The sequence below is a fragment of the Clostridium polyendosporum genome (genome assembly GCF_018332455.1).
Lineage (GTDB): Bacteria > Bacillota > Clostridia > Clostridiales > Clostridiaceae > Clostridium_AY > Clostridium_AY polyendosporum.
Window position 1 is genome coordinate 50,004 of sequence record NZ_BOPZ01000015.1, and the last position, 18,737, is coordinate 68,740.

The 18,737-nt window shown below is 29.6% G+C and carries 12 protein-coding genes; 2 read left to right on the top strand and 10 right to left on the bottom strand.

Annotation, left to right across the window (positions count from 1 at the left end; translation table 11 throughout):
* Positions 1-38: 38 nt before the first annotated feature.
* Together treR and treP are read left to right on the top strand one after the other, a co-directional pair.
* Positions 39-749 carry a trehalose operon repressor gene (gene treR, locus CPJCM30710_RS09720; RefSeq protein ID WP_212903984.1) on the top strand — a complete coding sequence of 237 codons (711 nt, stop codon included), beginning with the start codon at positions 39-41 and terminating at the stop codon, positions 747-749.
* Positions 750-919: 170 nt separating this feature from the next.
* Positions 920-2,332, top strand: a complete 1,413-nt coding sequence (treP, locus tag CPJCM30710_RS09725; RefSeq protein WP_212903985.1) for a PTS system trehalose-specific EIIBC component — start codon at positions 920-922, stop codon at positions 2,330-2,332.
* Between the two features lie 151 nt (positions 2,333-2,483).
* On the opposite strand, the gene CPJCM30710_RS09730 is transcribed toward treP, so the two are convergent.
* From CPJCM30710_RS09730 to CPJCM30710_RS09775, 10 genes are all read right to left on the bottom strand, one after another.
* Positions 2,484-2,711, bottom strand: coding sequence for a hypothetical protein (locus CPJCM30710_RS09730; RefSeq protein WP_212903986.1), 228 nt, complete (start codon positions 2,709-2,711; stop codon positions 2,484-2,486).
* Positions 2,712-2,912: 201 nt separating this feature from the next.
* A complete protein-coding gene (locus CPJCM30710_RS09735) occupies positions 2,913-6,116 on the bottom strand; it encodes a response regulator (protein WP_212903987.1) in 3,204 nt (1,067 codons plus the stop codon).
* A gap of 159 nt (positions 6,117-6,275) precedes the next feature.
* Complete coding sequence (locus CPJCM30710_RS09740) at positions 6,276-7,247, bottom strand: sugar ABC transporter substrate-binding protein (protein WP_212903988.1); 972 nt, start codon at positions 7,245-7,247, stop codon at positions 6,276-6,278.
* 102 nt (positions 7,248-7,349) lie between these two features.
* The gene (locus CPJCM30710_RS09745) at positions 7,350-8,612 is read right to left on the bottom strand and encodes a hybrid sensor histidine kinase/response regulator (protein WP_212903989.1); all 1,263 of its coding nucleotides are present in this window, start codon (positions 8,610-8,612) and stop codon (positions 7,350-7,352) included.
* A gap of 1,396 nt (positions 8,613-10,008) precedes the next feature.
* Complete coding sequence (locus tag CPJCM30710_RS09750; protein WP_212903990.1) at positions 10,009-10,974, bottom strand: sugar ABC transporter substrate-binding protein; 966 nt, start codon at positions 10,972-10,974, stop codon at positions 10,009-10,011.
* Between the two features lie 5 nt (positions 10,975-10,979).
* Entirely contained in the window at positions 10,980-11,177 is a 198-nt protein-coding gene (locus CPJCM30710_RS09755) for a hypothetical protein (protein ID WP_246503510.1), read from the bottom strand.
* Between the two features lie 697 nt (positions 11,178-11,874).
* Positions 11,875-13,011: a CheR family methyltransferase gene (locus CPJCM30710_RS09760; protein ID WP_246503511.1), complete on the bottom strand. Its 1,137-nt coding sequence runs from the start codon at positions 13,009-13,011 to the stop codon at positions 11,875-11,877.
* Between the two features lie 18 nt (positions 13,012-13,029).
* Positions 13,030-16,236, bottom strand: coding sequence for a response regulator (locus CPJCM30710_RS09765; protein WP_212903991.1), 3,207 nt, complete (start codon positions 16,234-16,236; stop codon positions 13,030-13,032).
* Positions 16,237-16,402: 166 nt separating this feature from the next.
* Complete coding sequence (locus CPJCM30710_RS09770) at positions 16,403-17,359, bottom strand: sugar ABC transporter substrate-binding protein (protein ID WP_212903992.1); 957 nt, start codon at positions 17,357-17,359, stop codon at positions 16,403-16,405.
* A gap of 102 nt (positions 17,360-17,461) precedes the next feature.
* Positions 17,462-18,724 carry a hybrid sensor histidine kinase/response regulator gene (locus CPJCM30710_RS09775; RefSeq protein ID WP_212903993.1) on the bottom strand — a complete coding sequence of 421 codons (1,263 nt, stop codon included), beginning with the start codon at positions 18,722-18,724 and terminating at the stop codon, positions 17,462-17,464.
* Between the last annotated feature and the right edge of the window lie 13 nt (positions 18,725-18,737).

Genomic DNA, 18,737 nt, shown 5'->3' on the forward strand with positions numbered 1-18,737 from the left:
AGAATATATCAATAAATAGATAATATTGGAGGAATACAATGGTAAAGAAATATATAGATATATATGAAAGTATAAAAAATGATATAGTCCAAGGAAAATATAAACCTGGAGAAAAATTACCTTCTGAAAATGATTTTTGTAAAATTTATGGTACAAGTAGAGGTACTATTAGAAGAGCTATAGATTTGCTGGCTGAAGAAGGTTTAGTAAATAGCTTACATGGGAAAGGAGTTTTTGTTTTAGAAAACCATACGATTACTTTTTCTTTTAGTGGTCTAGTTAGCTTTAAAGAAGCTAATGAAAGTAGTGGGGAAAGGTTTGCTACTTCAGTTCCTTTATTTGAAGAAGTTATTATTGATGAATCCTTGCATAAGAAAACTAAATTACCTATAGGAAAATTAGTTTATAAATTATATCGTGTACGTACCTCAGAGGATGAAAAAATTATTTTAGATATTAACTATTTTCTAAAAGATATAGTCACAAATTTAACAAAAGAAATTGCAGAGAAATCTATTTATGAGTATATAGAAAAAACATTAAATATAAAAGTTGGTTTTGCTAAGAGAGTCATTCGTGTTGAATCAGCTACAACAAAAGATAAAAAAAGTTTAGACATGAAATCTTACGATTCTGTTGTGGTTGTAAAAAATTATGGTTATTTAAATGATGGAATTCAGTTTGAATATACTGAATCTCGTCATCGTCCAGATCGTTTTGAATTTGTAGATTTTGTTCGTCGCCGATAAGGCGATTTTTTTTTATTTTCAGTTATTTCATAAAGTAAAATTTAGTTTAAATTATACAGTATTCGAATATATTCAGTTTTATTTATCATAACTTGTTTAAACAAGTGTTGACAAACTTGTTTAAACAAGTTATGATTTTATTATCAAACGATTACAAAGGGGAGATAAGAATGGGAGTAAAAGAACAAACTGTAGAACAAATCATTGAAGCTATTGGTGGTAAAGACAATATAGCAGCAGCAACTCATTGTGTTACACGATTAAGATTTGCATTGAAGAGTGAAGATAAAGTTAACAAAACGATGCTTGAAAACGTTGACGTAGTAAAGGGTTGTTTCTCAACAAATGGTCAATTTCAAGTTGTTATTGGTCAAGGGTTAGTAAACAAAGTTTATGATGAATTAGTAAAAATTACAGGAATTGAGAGTGCATCAAAAGAGGATATAAAGAATGCTGCTGAAAAAAATCTTAATCCACTTCAACGTGCTATTAAAACCTTAGGAGATATTTTTATTCCAATATTACCAGCGATTGTTACAGCAGGTTTGCTAATGGGTATTAATAATGTTTTAACTGGAAAAGGTATTTTTTATGGAGATTTGTCCGTAGTTGAAGTTCATAAACAGTGGAAAGATGTAGCAGATATTATAAATCTTATAGCTAATACTTCATTTACATTTTTACCGGGCTTAATTGGATGGTCAGCAGTTAAGAAGTTTGGTGGAAGCCCACTATTAGGAATTATTTTAGGTTTAATGCTTGTACATCCAGCTTTATTAAATGCTTGGGGATATGGTGAAGCCATTGCAAAGGGAACAGTTCCTTATTGGAATCTATTTGGACTTAAAGTTGCTAAAGTTGGATATCAAGGACAAGTTTTACCAGTACTAGCTTCAGCGTATGTATTATCTAATATTGAGGCAGCTTTAAATAAGCGTGTACCAGATGCATTTAAATTATTAATTGTTGCACCAGTAACATTACTAATTACAGGTTTCTTATCATTTATAGCCATAGGACCAGTTACTTTTACTATAGCAAATGTAATTACTTCAGGTTTCGTAACTATTTTTAATAAGTTTTCATTATTAGGTGGATTAATATTTGGAGCATTATATGCACCATTAGTTATAACAGGTATGCACCATACTTTCTTAGCAGTAGACTTACAACTTATAACAAATATAGGTGGAACCTTTATATGGCCAATGGTAGCACTATCAAATATTGCTCAGGGTTCAGCATCCTTGGCAATGATGTTTGTATCTAAAGATGAAAAAGTTAAAGGTTTATCAGTTACATCAGCAATTTCAGCTTATTTAGGAATAACAGAACCAGCTTTATTTGGAGTAAATATAAGATTTAAATTCCCATTCATTGCAGCAATTACTGGTTCAGCTATAGCTGCAATGTTTATAGCAATAAATAAAGTTAAAGCTACATCTATAGGTATTGGGGGATTACTAGGTTTCTTATCAATTTTCCCTAAAAATTGGGGAGTGTTCTTTATTAGCATGGTAATAACTATAGTTATTCCATTCATATTAACAATAATACTTTCAAAAACTAAAAAGTTTAATTAAGTATATAGCACAATATTTATAGTATTATTTTTTAGCGAAAGAAAAAAACATAAAGCAAATAGGTTTAATCAATATCCTATTTGCTTTATGTTTAATTTATTGTTATTCTCTAATATGAAATCTGATTAAAGTTAATAGACTTTATGACTGATTAGATTCTACAAAGTATGAGATTAAATTCATTTAGCGTTCCACTACTTAGTAGGCTATGCTGAGTATCTTCCTTGTTTAAGGTTCTTTTTTCAGCAGATAAACTTTCTTTTGAATTTCCTAAGGTAGAGTTTTCTGTTACATATCTACATTTTATACCTAAAGATTGAAGATATGAAAATAAATATCTCTTCAAAACAAAAATTGTACATTTTTCTTCGTGTTGCAAGATAGAAAGCTTCTCTACGATGTTTTTAGGAAGTACATTAGCTCCTAAAAAAGTTATTTTAATATGCTTATTTTTGGAAATACTTAAAAGATTTATTAGTTACACTTCCTGCTTAGAATCTTCTAATTCTCCAATAACATTTATATAAATTTCTTCATGGTTGTAATTAATTTTAAAAGCCAAAGTTGTCCTCCATTTTTATTAAGGTTTATTTATCCAAGCTTTTATTAATGTTATAAGTATATCGTAGTCGATTGGCTTGGATATATAATCATTTGCACCAGCAGCCATGCATTTTTCTTTATCATCTTTTAGGGATTTTGCTGTAGTAGCTATAATTGGAATATGCTTTATTTTATCTATATTTCTTATCTCTATGATTGCTTCATACCCATTCATAACAGGCATCATTATGTCCATCAAAACTAAGTCTACAGGTTCCTTCTCAAGTTTTTCTAATGCTTCTTTTCCATTTTCAGCTTCTATAATTTCTGCACCATAGTCTTCTAAGGCTGCAGCAAGTACAAATATGTTTCTTGGATCATCATCTACAATAAGTATCTTTTTATCATCTAGATTTAGTGCTCTGTCCTTATTAATTCTAGAAGTCATAATACTTTTATAATCCTTCTCATTTTTAACTGCATTTTTAACTTTGTGAAGTACTAAAGTCAGTTCATCTAACAGCCTTTCATCAGAGTTTGTAGTTTTAATAATTATGCTGTCTGCATATAATTTTAATTCTTTCTCTTGTTCTGCACTTATTTCCATACCTGTATAAATAATAACAGGAGTACTTAAATTCTTTAGTTTTAACGATCTCTTAATTTCTTTTAATAAATCTATTCCCTTAATGTCTGGCAATCCTAAATCCAATAAAATTCCATCAATTTCATGTTCATTTATAAGCTTAAGTCCTTCTGCACCACTATTTGATGTTAATACAGCAAAACCTATACCCTCAGAGATAGCTTTTATAGATTCAGATAAGTTTTTATCATCTTCAATTATTAGCAAGTTTTTATGTTTTTTACTTTTTATCTCTTCAGTCTGTCCAGCTTCTATATTCTGCAGTTTATTGTTGGCAGTAGCTGCTATTTCTTCATTAGAGAAATCTTGTTCTAAAACCGTCAAAGGTAAAGATAAAGAGAAGGTACTTCCTATGTCAGGCTCACTTTCTACTTTGATTTTTCCCTTCATAAGATCACAGAGCCTATTACTTATAGATAATCCTAGTCCTGTTCCTCCGTATTTTCTTGAGATAGAACCATCTGCTTGGTGAAACTCTTCAAAAATTATATCTAATTTATCTTTAGATATACCTATACCTGTATCTTTTACTGAGAACACTATGTTATTTTCACATTCTTCATCCCTTGCTATCTTAAGTTCTACAGAACCATCGTCTGTAAATTTAAATGCATTAGATAAAAAGTTTCTAAGAATTTGTGAAATTTTATCTTTATCACCATAGAGAGTATCTTTAAACTGGTCTTCCAATACAAACTGAATATTCTTTTCATTTGCAGTTCCATTAAACATTTCACTAAGTTCTTCTATAAGATTACTTGAATTAAAATATCTATAGTTTAAATCTATTTTTCCAGCCTCAATTTTTGATAAATCTAAAATGTCATTTATCAATTGATGGAGATGATTTCCAGAGTTGTATATAACTTTAATTTTTTCTTGTACACTTTTCGTAATTTTATCTTTACTATTTCTAATTAAAAGATTAGACAATAATATAATAGAATTAAGTGGAGTTCTAAGCTCATGAGAAATATTTGCTAAAAACTGAGACTTATATTTATTTGCCATCTCATAAGCTTCTGCTCGTTTCAAGATCTCTTGTCTAGATGCTTCTAATTCATCATTTTGAACACTCAATAACCGTGCTTGTTCTTCCAACTGTAATTGGTGTTCCTCAAGTTGAGAGTTAGTTTGCTGCATCTCTTCACTTTGCTGCTCAAGTATTTGCTGCTGCTCTTCAAGCTGTGCATTAGTCTGTTGAAGTTCTTCAGTTTGAACTTGAAGTTGCCTTTGCTGTTCTTCTAATACTTCATTTGCACTTTTTAATTGGTTTGATATTTCCTGCGCCTTATTTGTTGCTTTTTCACTTGTGTCTAATAATTCCTTAATTTGTTCATTTTGAATTGCAGAATAAAGGTTTATAGAAATAGTACTGGATATCACTTTTGTAAATTGCTGTTTTAAGTCATTAAAAAATTCAGAGGAAGATAACTCAATAACTCCATAGAGCTTCTCCTGATAAACTAATGGAAAAGCATAAACATTAAGTGGAGTTACATACATACTTGGAGTTTCTGATTTTCTTACATTTTCTAGAAGAATAGGCCTTCTTTCCAAAGCTGCTTGCCCACTTATTCCATCGCCAAGTTCGCATATATTAGATTCTCTCTGTGCTTGTGTACGGGCAAAGGTGGAGTTTAAAATAAGCTTATTTTCCTTATGATCAAATGTATAAAAAGCTCCATTTTCAGCATCTAATAATTTAGATAAAGTATTTATTGTATTTTGTGTTAATTCTTTTACAGACATGTTACCAGTCATCTCATTATTTAGGTAATTTCTGTTAGTGTTTATCCACAACTCAGTTTTTAATTTTTTTATTAGTATATTATAGTTTCTTGCCATATCAGCAAGTTCGCCTTTTTGAGTGATTTTATACTCTTCTAACTCGCCTGAACTTGTAATTTTAATCATATGATTTTTTAAATTGTTAACAGGAGTTAAAATGCTCATTATTATCAATATAAATAATACTAAAAGTACACCTAATAAAATTAATAAAGTAAAAATTAAGGTTGTTCTTGCTGAAATTTGAAGTGCATTTGATTCTTCTATTAAATTGATTTCATTATCTGAAGAACTTAAATATATATTATTAAGATCAAGTTCAAATTGCTCAACAAAATCTGCACTTATCCCTTTAGAAATAGCTATTGCTTCATCTTTTTTGCCTGCTAGTATATATTTAATAATCTTATCCCTTTCTGGCTTCCACCATTTTGAATGAAGATTATTAGCGTCTTGCAAGTTTCTTTTAATATTAGAATCAGAGGAATTTTCTCCTATAGTATCTAAGTTTTTTTGCAACTCGCTTTCATATTGGGTAACTTTGTTTATCTCTTTTTGAATCTCATCATTATTTGATGATAAAATTATATCCTTCATAGAACTGTTGATTTTAACCAAATTTACTTTTGCATTCACTGTAGCAGCGGAAACCTTTGATGATTGATTATATAAATTGTGAGTTACTTGTGCCAAGTTATTAAGCTTAAATAAAGCAAAGGTACCAAAGCCGATAAATGTTGTAATACAAACAAAAAACAATATAAGAAATCTTTGCTTTATGCTAAAATTTTTAAAAATATTCATGAAATCCTCCTTAAAAGTAGATATGAGAAAATTTCTATATCAATTTTCACAATTACGTTACTGTTGTTTGTCTTGAAAAATCCTACACCTGAGTCTTTGACTTAAAGTAATTATGCTTACAAATATATTTCCTCTCTGTAAAGTTAATTGGGGTTAATATTAATTAGCTTTCCATTTACCCCATTTATCTATATATTTGTCCGCATCTTCTGGAGTAACTAATTCATTTTGCCAAATTACTCTTTTCTCTACACTTTCACCCTTAGCTACTTTAACTGCAGTTTCTATAGCACATTTAGCCTGGCCTGCTCCATCTTGGAATACTGTAACAGCTAATCTACCACTTTTTAAATAATCAAGAGCGTCAGGAGTAGTATCTATACCACCTACAGTTATCTTGCCAAGTTTTCCAGCTGCCTCTATAGCTTTTAATGCTCCTATTGCCATTTCATCGTTGTTGGCAACTACAACATCAATCTGTTTACCAGATTCAAGCCAGTTTTGCATTAGAGCCATACCTCTAGCTCTATTCCAATCAGCTGGTTGCATCGCAACAATTTTCATGTCAGGATATTTTGCTATTACTTCATGGTAAGCTTCAGTTCTCAATCTCTGTGCTTCGTTATCCATCCTTCCCATAATAATTACAACGTTACCTTTAAAATTCATTTTCTTTGCAAGGTATTCCATTTCCAATATACCAGACTGTTTTGAGTCTGAATCTATATAAGATGCTGCATCATTTTGGATTTGAAATGGCTCATTAAGGCTGATGATTGGAACCTTAGCTGCCTTAGCTTTGTCGGTTATTGGCTTTGATGAATTTGTATCAACTGGATTAACAATTATTGCATCTGCTCCCTCAGATATGAAGTTTTCAACCTGTGCTAACTGTATATTAGAATCACCTTTTGAGTCAACAAATACCACTTCAACATCATTTAAAGATTTGGAGTAATTCTTCATTTCATTAAGCATATAAGACAGAAATTTATCATTTATATTAGCAATACAAACACCAATCCTAATCTTTTTCGAAATTTTTAGTGTGTTGTTTGTTTTCTGTACACATCCAGTAAATAAACACATTGTCATAACAGTAATAAGTGTCATTGATAAAAATTTTTTCATTAGGTTTATCCCCCTCGTATAATTTAGTAGTAATAATGCCAGTGTTTATGGATTTATCTTTGGTTTTATCTAGTTACTACTTGATGATAAAATCCTCTTAAGTTAAAAGTAGATATCTGAAAATTCTATGTCAATTTTTTGAATTACGCTGCTGCTGTTATTCATGGAACATTTTTCTGTATTGTATTCTTCATTTGCTTCATTAATAGGAAGTCGAACAGTAAACTCGCTTCCTTTTAGATATTCACTTTCAACCTGAACGCTTCCACCATGCATTTCCACTAAAGACTGCACAAGGCTGAGTCCAATACCACTGCCTTCGCTACTTCTTGTAAGAAGGTTGTCTACTTGTTTAAATCTTTCAAAAATCAGCTGTTGTTTATCTTCAGAAATGCCAATACCTGTATCTTTCACTAGGATTTCAATTGAGTTATCTGATGTATGTATATTTACAAATATATTTCCATCTTGAGGAGTGAACTTTATAGCATTAGATAGAAGATTCAGCACAATTCTTTCAATAGCATCTAAATCACAAGAAAGCATCACTTCTTCAACATCTGTATCAAATATTACCTCAATGTTTTTTAATGCCGCATATTCTACTACAGAAGTTACAATAGCTTCAACTACCTCAATAATGTTACAGGTTGATATGTTAAGAGCAAAGTTACCTGAATCTATTTTTGTAATATCTATTAGGTTGTTAACTAATCTTATAAGCCTATAGCAATTTTGAGTTTGTATTTTGGTTTTTGATTTTATTTTTTTCCTGTCTAAAATTTTATCATTTTTAAGGTAATGTTTTATTATTTGTGTTGATCCAAGCAGAATATTCAGAGGTGTTCTAAGCTCATGAGATATATTTGCAAGAAACATATTTTTAGCCTCATTCGCTGTTTCAGCTGCTTCTTTAGCTCTTCTTAATTCATTAGTTTGCTTTTGTAAAAGTAAGTTCATAGTTCTTTCTTTTTCAATAAGCCTTAAATATACATTTATTCTATTTATAAGTAAGAAGTCATCAATAGGTTTTGTAAGATAATCTACCGCCCCTATTTCAAAACCTCTTCTCTTAAAATCCTCAGTTATATAGGCTCCGGTTAAAAATACAATAGGTATATGTTCAGTTTTCTTTCTACTCTTTATAATCTTTGCTAGATCAAAACCATTCATATCTCTTTTCATCTGAACATCTAAAATAATTAAATCTACGGGATGTTTTATAAGCTCTTGCAGCGCTTTTGTAGGAGTATCTGCAAGTACAACATTTGCTTTTATATACTCTTGTATAAGAGCTTTTACTGTAAATAAATTATTTTGATTATCATCAACTACTAAGATCGTATATAAATTACTTATCGGCATGCTTGAAACCTCACTTTAAATTCTTTAAATATAGGTTTTATTAAATAATAGTAACTTGTGAAAAAATAATCATTTTGTTGCTTTATTCTCGAGTTATAGCATAAAATTTATAATAAAAAAATTTATACTTTAAAACTATCGCGTTTTGTAAGTCAATTGTTATAGTAAAATTCTCAAATAAAGAACCCTGACAATATGTGACACCCTGTCATTAGAAACAATCACGAATCCAAAATAGGAGACAGTCATATATGCTAGAGTTTAATTAATATTATAATACCTAAATAAATAACTTTAAAGGGTTTTTTTTGCCATTTTGGTAATTATTGATTATATTTGATTGAAAATCGTTTGAAAAATACTAAAAACATGCTTAAATGAGCATGTTTTTAACTATATATAATTGTTGCTGATGTAGTTGATGGAGTACTAATATAGGAGCTAGCACTATAAATAAAAGCTCTGTTAGTGAATTAAGTTGGTTTATAATTTTTTAAGGTAGGGTAGAGTAATCTTAATAATATAAACTATTATCTTAAATAATATTATCGTAAATGAAAACAAATCTTTAAAAGAATCAACATTTTTATTATAAAAAGAGCAGCTAAAATAAGAATCATCTAATAAACATTTACAGGGAGTGGTATAATGCCAGTAGTAAAATCAGTAAAAACCTTGGCCCCTGCCCTAAAAAGATTCATAAATCATTCAGCACTATTAGCTAAAACTTGAAAAAATGTTGTCATACTTAGTAATAATAATTACTATTACTTGAGTGCTCACCGTTTAGGTTTGTTACCCCTTACACTACTACTTGTAAGGAACATCCTTACCTTACAATCTTATTGTATACTACAACAATAAACAGATTAATACATATATTTTCATCATTGGCGTGAAAAAAATGATTTATCATAAATATTGAATCATAAAACAAACAAAAAATAGTGGCATTAATTTTCTGTTTTTGTAAACGAAATTAAAACCACTATAATTTATATTATATAACAACTGAAATGCTCTATTTATACGACTTATTTATCGTTATAACTCAAATGTATAACAAGTTTATAAATTAATTAGTACACACTTTTTCACTACGAATGTGAAAAATATGAATTATTTAAAGGATTAATTAAAAACGATATTAATACTTTAAAACTTCTTTTTTATAACAAAAGTAATAACAGATGCGATAATTTCCAGAACTAGGAGATATATAGGCATTATCCAAGGATAATGTATCATTACTTGTGACTTCCACGGAAATAAAAATTTATCCATAATAAATAAAACATAAAGCAAATGGGGGAGTGATTGAACCCATTTGCTTTATACTTAAATATTTTTTATAAATTTTGTTTTTTTATAATACTTAGAAAAATATTGTTGTCCATTATTTTTTATTTTTCCATTTAGCCATATATTTGTCCGCATCTTCTGGAGTAACTAATTCATTTTGTACAATTATTATTTTGTCTACATTTTCACCCTTAGCTACTTTAACTGCAGTATCTATACTATATTTACTTAGTTTTGTTGCATCCTGGAATGATGTAACAGCTAATTTACCACTCTTTAAATAATCAAGAGCATCTGGAGTAGCATCTATACCACCTACAGATATCTTGTCAAGTTTTCCTGCTGCTTCTATAGCTTTTAATGCTCCTATTGCCATTTCATCGTTGTTGGAAGCTACTGCATCAATCTCTTTGCCAGATTCAAGCCAGGTTTCCATTAGAGCCATACCTCTAGCTCTATCCCACTCAGCTGTTTGCGCCCCAATAAGTTTCATGTCAGGATATTTTGCTATTACTTCATGATAAGCTTCAGTTCTCAATCTCTGTGCGCTATCTTCTATTGGTCCCATTATAATTGCAACGTTACCCTTAAAATTCATTTTCTTTGCAAGGTATTCCATTTCCAATTTACCAGCCTGTTTTGAGTCTGGAGCTATATGACATGCTGCATCATTTTCATTTGCAAATGGAACCATCATGCTGATGATTGGAATGTTAGCTGCTTTAGCTTTGTCAGTTATTGGTTTTGATGAATCTGTATAAACTGGGTTAACAACTATTGCATCTACTCCCTGAGATATGAAGTTTTCAACCTGTGACAATTGTGTATTAGAATTTAGTTTTGCGTCAGCAAATACCACTTCAACATCATTTAAAGATTTGGAGTAATTCTTCATTTCATTAAGCAAATAAGACCCGTATTTGTTATTAAAATTAGCCATAGAAATACCAATCTTAATCTTTTTGGTAGCTTTTGATGTGTAGTTTATTTTCTGTGTGCATCCAGTAAACAAACACATTGTCATAACAGTAATAAGTACCATTGATAAAATTTTTTTCATTAGTTTTACCCCCTCGCAAATTTGGTAGTAATAAGACCAGTGGCTATGGATTCATCTTCGCTTGCATCTTTATAAGCTCTTGCAGGAGTACCTGCAAGTACAACATTGGCCTTTATATATTCTTGTATAAGAGCTTTTACTGTAAATAAATTATTTTGATTATCATCAACTACTAAGATCGTATATAAATTACTTATCGGCATGCTTGAAACCTCGCTTTAGATTCTTTAAATATAGATTTTGTTAAATGATGGTAATTTGTAAAAAATAACCATTTTTTACTTTATTCTCGAGTTGTAGCATAAAATTTATAATAAAAAAACTTATACTTTAAAACTATCGCGTTTTGTAAGTTAATTGTTATAGTAAAATTCGCAAATAAAGAACCCTGGCAATATGTGACACTCTGTCATTAGAAACAATCACAGATTCAAAATAGTAGACAGTCATATATGCTAGAGTTTAATTAATATTATAATACCTAAATAAATAATTTTAAAGATTTTTTTCTGCAATTTTGGTAATTGTTGCTGATGTAGTTGATGGAGTACTAATATAGGAGCTATCACTATAAATAAAAGCTCTGTTAGTGAATTAAGTTGGTTTATAATTTTTTAAGGTAGGGTAGAGTAGTCTTAATAATATAAACTATTATCTTAAATAATATTATCGCAAATGAAAACAAATTTTTAAAAAAATCAACATTTTATTATAAAAAGAGTGGCTAAAATAAGAATTATCCAATAAACATTTATAGTAAAAAGAATAATATTCTTAAAGAAATATTCTGAACTTACTAGAGAACGAATCACAGCGATAAGCTAATGCCAGTATAATATTAGTATAAATAAAACATAAAGCAAATGGGGGAGTGATTCAGCCCATTTGCTTTATGCTTAGTTATTTTTTCTTATAAATCTTGTTTTTTTCATCATACCTAGAAAAATATTGTTCCCCATTATTTTTTACAAGACCTTCACTTTTTCCAAGTACCAAAAATCCATTATTATCTAAAGAATTATAAAAGCTTCTTAGAACACTTTCCTGTAAACTATCATTAAAATAGATAAATACATTTCTACAAAGTATGAGATTAAATTCGTTTAATGTTCCACTACTCAGTAGGCTATGCTGGAAGAACAATATGTTTTTTGTCAGTTCTTCTTTAACTTTTATATAACTTCTATTTATATCAAAGTACTGAATAAAATTATTTTCTCCTTGTGCATTTCTATAATTACTAATATCTTTGTTTAAGGTGTTCATAGAATACATTCCACTTTTAGCTTCTTCTATAACATAAGGATTAATATCTGTAGCATAAATTTGAGTTTTATCAAGCATACCAGCTTCTTTTAACATTATAGCTAATGAATAGGGTTCTTTTCCGTTAGAACAACCTGCACACCAAATTTTAATATGATTATAAGAATTCAAGTATGGTAATATTTTATTTTTAATTAAAGCAAATACGTCAGGATCTCTAAAAAATTCTGTGGTATTTATAGAGAAGTCCAGAAACAGGTTATGAAAGATTTCTTCATTATTTAAAACCTGTTCCCTAAATAAGTTAAAGTCATAGATGCTTTCTTTGAGCATAGTTATATTTATTCTTCTTATGATGCTATCTATTTGATATTCTGTATAATCATAGCCATAGATAGTGTTTAAATCTTTTAAAAAACTATAAACTTCTTCCTTTGTTAGGGTTCTTTTTTCAGCAGGTAGACTCTCTTTTGGTTTTCCTAAGGTAGAGCTTTCTGTTACATATCTACATTTTATACCTAAACACTGTAGATAAGAAAATAAGTATCTCTTGAAAACAACAATTGTACATTTTTCTTCGTGTTGCAAAATAGAAAGCTTCTCTACGATGTTTTTAGGAAGTACATTGGCTCCTAAAAAAGTTATTTTAATATGCTTACTTTTTGACATACTTAAAAGATTTATTAATTCCACTGCCTGCTTAGGATCTTCTAATTCTCCAATAACATTTATATAAATTTCTTCATGGTTGTAATTAATTTTAAAAGCCAAAGTTGTCCTCCATTTTTATTAAGGTTTATTTATCCAAGCTTTTATTAATGTTATAAGTATATCATAGTCAATTGGCTTGGATATATAATCATTTGCACCAGCGGTCATGCATTTTTCTCTATCATCTTTTAGAGATTTTGCCGTGGTAGCTATAATTGGTATATGTTTTATTTTATCCGTATTTCTTATTTCCTTAATTGCTTCATATCCATTCATAACAGGCATCATTATGTCCATCAAAATTAAGTCTACAAATTCATTTTTAAGTTTTTCCAATGCCTCTTTTCCATTTTCAGCTTCTATAATTTCTGCACCGCAGTCTTCTAAGGCTGCAGCAAGTACAAATATGTTTCTTGGATCATCATCTACAATAAGTATCTTTTTATCATCTAAATTTAGTGCCCTATTCTTACTAATTCTAGAAGTCATAATACTTTTATAATCTTCTTCATTTTTAACTTTATTTTTAACTTTATGAAGTACTAGAGTCAGTTCATCTAACAGCCTTTCATCAGAGTTTGTAGTTTTAATAATTATGCTGTCTGCATATAATTTTAACTCTTTCTCTTGTTCTGTGCTTATTTCCATACCTGTATAAATGATAACAGGAATATTTAAGTTCTTTAATTGTAGTGATGTTTTAATTTCTTTTAATAAATCTATTCCCTTAATGTCTGGCAACCCTAAATCCAGTAAGATTCCATCGATTTGATGTTCATTTATAAGCTTAAGTCCTTTTGCACCATTGCTTGATGTTAATACAGAAAAACCTATACCCTCAGAGATAGCTTTTATAGATTCAGATAAGTTTTTATCATCTTCAATTATTAGCAAGTTTTTATGTTTTTTACTTTTTATCTCTTCAGTCTGTCCAGCTTCTATATTCTGCAGTTCATTGTTGGCAGTAGCTGCTATTTCTTTATTAGAGAAATCTTGTTCTACTAAAACCATCAAAGGTAAAGATAAAGAGAAGGTGCTTCCTATACCAAGCTCACTTTCTACTTTGATTTTTCCTTTCATAAGTTCAGAAAGCTTATTGCTTATAGTCAATCCAAGGCCTGTTCCTCCATATTTTCTTGAGATAGAACCATCTGCTTGGTGAAACTCATCAAAAATTATATCTAACTTATCCTTAGGTATACCAATACCTGTATCTTTTACTGAGAACACGATGTTATTTTCATACTCTTTATTCTTTTTTATTTTAAGTTCTACAGAACCCTGATCTGTAAATTTAAATGCATTAGCTAAAAAGTTTCTAAGCACTTGTGAAATTTTTTCTTTATCACCATAGAGAGTATCTTTAAACTGGTCTTCTAATATAAACTGAATATTTTTTTCTTTTGCAAATTGATCAAACATTTCTCCAAGTTCTTCTATAAGCTCACTTGAATTAAAATATCTATAGTTTAGATCTATTTTTCCTGCCTCAATTTTTGATAAATCTAAAATATCATTTATTAATCGATGAAGATGATTTCCAGCGTTATATATAACTTTAATTTTTTCTTGTACACTATTGGCAATGTTATCTTTACTATTTCTAATTAAAAGATTAGACAATAATATAATAGAATTAAGTGGAGTTCTAAGCTCATGAGAAATATTTGCTAAAAACTGAGACTTATATTTATTAGCCATCTCATAAGCTTTTGCTCGTTTCAAAATCTCTTTTTTAGACGTTTCTAATTCATCATTCTGAACACTCAATAATCTTGCTTGTTCTTCCAACTGTAATTGGTGTTCCTCAAGTTGAGAATTAGTTTGCTGCATCTCTTCACTTTGCTGCTCAAGTATTTGCTGCTGTTCTTCAAGCTGCGCGTTAGTTTGTTGAAGTTCTTCAGTTTGAACTTGAAGCTGCCTTTGCTGTTCTTCTAACACTTCATTTGCACTTTTTAATTGGTTTGATATTTCCTGCGCCTTATTTGTTGCTTCTTCACTTACCTCTAATAGCTCTTTAATCTTTTCATTTTGAATTGCAGAAAAAAGATTTATAGCAATGGCACTGGATATCACTTCTGTAAATTGTTGTTTTAAGTCATTGAAAAATTCAAAGGAAGATACCTCAATAACTCCATAGAGCTTCTCTTCATAAATTAATGGAAAAGCATAAACATTAAGTGGAATTACATCTATACTTGGAGTTTCTGATCTTCTTACATTTTTCAGAAGAATAGGTCTTCTTTCTAAAGCTGCTTGTCCGCTTATTCCATCGCCAAGTTCGCATATATTAGATGCTCTCTGTGCTTCTGTACGGGCAAAGGTGGAGTTTAAAATAAGCTTATTTTCCTTATGATCAAGTGTATAAAAAGCTCCATTTTCAGCATCTAATAATTTAGATAAAGTATTTATTGTATTTTGCGTTAATTCTTTTACAGACATGTTACCAGTCATCTCATTACTTAAGTAATTTCTGTTAGTATTTATCCACAATTCAGTTTTTAATTTTTTTATTAGTATATTATAGTTTTTGGCCATATCAGTAATTTCGCCTTTTTGAGTGATTTCATACTCTTCTAACTCGCCTGAACTTGTAATTTTAATCATATGATTTTTTAAATTGTTAATAGGATTTAAAATGCTTGTTATTATCAATATGAATAATACTAAAAGTATACTTAATAAAATTACTAAAGTAAAAATTAAGGTTGTTCTCGCTGAATATTGAAGTAAATTTGATTCTCCGATTAAATTGATTTCATTATCTGAAGAACTTAAATATATATTATTAAGATCAAGTTCAAATTGATCAACAAAATCTGAACTTATCCCTTTAGAAATAGCTATTGCTTCATCTTTTTTACCTTCTAGCATATTTTTAATAATTTTCTCCCTTTGTGGCTTCCACCATTTCGAAAGAAGATTATTAGCGTCTTGCAAATTTCTTTTAATATTAGAATCATCGGAATTTTGTTGTATAGTATCTAGGTTTTTTTGCAAATCGCTTTCATATTGGGCAACTTTGTTTATCTCTTTTTGAATCTCATCACTATTTGATGATAAAATTACATCCTTCATAGAACTATCGATTTTAACCAGATTTACTTTTGCATTCACTGTAGCAGCGGAAACCTTTGATGATTGATTATATAAGCTGTGAGTTACTTGTGCCAAGTTGTTAAGTTTAAATAAAGCAAAGATACCAAATCCGATAAATGTTGTAACACAAACAAAAAACAATATAAAAAATCTTTGCTTTATGCTAAAATTTTTAAAAATATTCATGAAATCCTCCTTGAAAGTAGATATGAGAAAATTCTATATCCATTTTGACAATTACGTTACTGCTGTTTGCTTTGAGAAATCTCCACACCTGAGTCTTTGACTTTGATTTGAATTGAATTATCTAAAGTAATACAAATATATTTCTTGACTGTGGAGTTAACTGGGGTTAATATTTCTTATTTTTCCATTTATCTATATATTTGTCTGCATCTTCTGGAGTAACTAATTCATTTTGCAAAAGTATTGTTTTTTCTACATTTTCACCATTAGCTACTTTAACTGCAGTTTCTATAGCAGATTGAGCTAGACCTGGTTGATCTTGGAGTACTGTAACAGCTAATTTACCACTCTTTAAATAATCAAGAGCATCAGGAGTAGCATCTATACCACCTACAACTATCTTGCCAAGTTTTCCTGCTGCTTCTATAGCTTTTAATGCTCCTATTGCCATTTCATCGCTGTTGCAAGCTACAGTATCAATCTCTTTACCAGATTCAAGCCAGGTTTGCATTAGAGCCATAGCTCTAGATCTATTCCAATCAGCTGTTTGCATCGCAACAATTTTCATATCAGGATATTTTGCTATTACTTCATGGTAAGCTTCAGTTCTCGTTCTCTGTGCTTCCCCATCCATCTTTCCCATCATAATTGCAACGTTACCTTTATAATTCATTTTCTTTGCAAGGTATTCCATTTCCAATGTACCAAGCTGTTTTGAGTCTGAACCTACATAACATGCTGCATCATTTTGGTTTACAAACTGCTCATTAAAGCTGATGATTGGAACTTTAGTTGCCTTAGCTTTGTCGGTTATTATCTTTGTTAGAGTTGCATCAACTGGATTAACAATTATAGCATCTACTCCTTGCGATATGAAGTTTTCAACCTGTGATATCTGTACATTAGAATCTTGTTTTGCGTCAGCATATACCAACTCAACATCATTTAAAGATTTGGAGTAATTCTTCATTTCATTAAGCATATAAGTCCAGAATTTATCATTAAAATCAGCCATACAAACGCCAATCTTAATCTTTTGGGTGTCGTTTGTTTTCTGTACACATCCAGTAAATAAACACATTATCATAACAGTAATAAGTGCCATTGATAGAAATTTTTTCATTAGGTTTACCCCCTTGTATAATTTGGTAGTAATAATACCAGTGGTTATAAATTCATCTTCGTTTGTATCTCGTTACTATTTGATGATAAATTCCTTCTAAAATTAAAAGTAAATATCAGAAAATTCTATGTCGATTTTTTGAATTACGCTGCTGCTATTATTCATGGAACCATTTTTAGTATTGTGCTCCTCATTTGCTTCATTAATAGGAAGTTCAACGATGAACTCACTTCCTTTTAGATATTCACTTTTAACCTGAACGGTTCCGCCATGCATTTCCACTAAAGACTGCACAAGGCTGAGTCCAATACCACTGCCTTCACTGCTTCTTGTGAGGAGATTGTCCACTTGTTTAAATCTTTCAAAGATCACCTGCTGTTTATCCTCAGAAATCCCAATACCTGTATCTTTCACTCGAATTTCAATTAAGTTATCTGATGTATGTATATTTACAAAGATACTTCCATCTTGAGGAGTGAACTTTATAGCATTAGATAGAAGATTCAGCACAATTCTTTCAATAGCATCTAAATCACAAGAAAGCATCACTTCTTCAACATCTGTATCAAATATTACCTCAATGTTTTTTAATGCCGCATATTCTACTACAGAAGTTACAATAGCTTCAACTACCTCAATAATGTTACAGGTTGATATATTAAGAGCAAAGTTACCTGAATCTATTTTTGTAATATCTATTAGGTTGTTAACTAATCTTATAAGCCTATAACAATTTTGAGTTTGTATCTTGGTTTTTGATTTTATTTTTTTTCTGTCTAAAACTTCATCATTTTTAAGATAATGTTTTATTATTTGTGTTGATCCAAGCAGAATATTCAAAGGTGTTCTAAGCTCATGAGATATATTTGCAAGAAACATATTTTTAGCCTCATTCGCTGCTTCAGCTGCTTCTTTAGCTCTTCTTAATTCATTGGTTTGCTTTTGCAAAAGTAAGTTCATAGTTCTTTCTTTTTCAATAAGCCTTAGATATACATTTATTCTATTTATAAGTAAAAAATCATCAATAGGTTTTGTAAGATAATCTACCGCTCCTATTTCAAAACCTCTTCTCTTAAAATCCTCAGTTATATAGGCTCCAGTTAAAAATACAATAGGTATATGTTGAGTTTTCTTTCTACTCTTTATAATCTTTGCTAGATCAAAACCATTCATATCTCTTTTCATATGCACATCTAAAATAATTAAATCTATAGGATGTTTTATAAGTTCTTGCAACGCTTTTGTAGGAGTATCTGCAAGTACAACATTTGCCTTTATATATTCTTGTATAAGAGCTTTTACTGTAAATAAATTATTTTGATTATCATCAACTACTAAGATTGTATATAAATTACTTATCGGCATGTTTGAAACCTCG

Coding starts and splice junctions, on each gene's coding strand:
- treR (WP_212903984.1), top strand. CDS start 39: ATGGTAAAGAAATATATAGATATATATGAAAGTATAAAAAATGATATA.
- treP (WP_212903985.1), top strand. CDS start 920: ATGGGAGTAAAAGAACAAACTGTAGAACAAATCATTGAAGCTATTGGT.
- CPJCM30710_RS09735 (WP_212903987.1), bottom strand. CDS start 6,116: ATGAATATTTTTAAAAATTTTAGCATAAAGCAAAGATTTCTTATATTG.
- CPJCM30710_RS09740 (WP_212903988.1), bottom strand. CDS start 7,247: ATGAAAAAATTTTTATCAATGACACTTATTACTGTTATGACAATGTGT.
- CPJCM30710_RS09745 (WP_212903989.1), bottom strand. CDS start 8,612: ATGCCGATAAGTAATTTATATACGATCTTAGTAGTTGATGATAATCAA.
- CPJCM30710_RS09750 (WP_212903990.1), bottom strand. CDS start 10,974: ATGAAAAAAATTTTATCAATGGTACTTATTACTGTTATGACAATGTGT.
- CPJCM30710_RS09755 (WP_246503510.1), bottom strand. CDS start 11,177: ATGCCGATAAGTAATTTATATACGATCTTAGTAGTTGATGATAATCAA.
- CPJCM30710_RS09765 (WP_212903991.1), bottom strand. CDS start 16,236: ATGAATATTTTTAAAAATTTTAGCATAAAGCAAAGATTTTTTATATTG.
- CPJCM30710_RS09770 (WP_212903992.1), bottom strand. CDS start 17,359: ATGAAAAAATTTCTATCAATGGCACTTATTACTGTTATGATAATGTGT.
- CPJCM30710_RS09775 (WP_212903993.1), bottom strand. CDS start 18,724: ATGCCGATAAGTAATTTATATACAATCTTAGTAGTTGATGATAATCAA.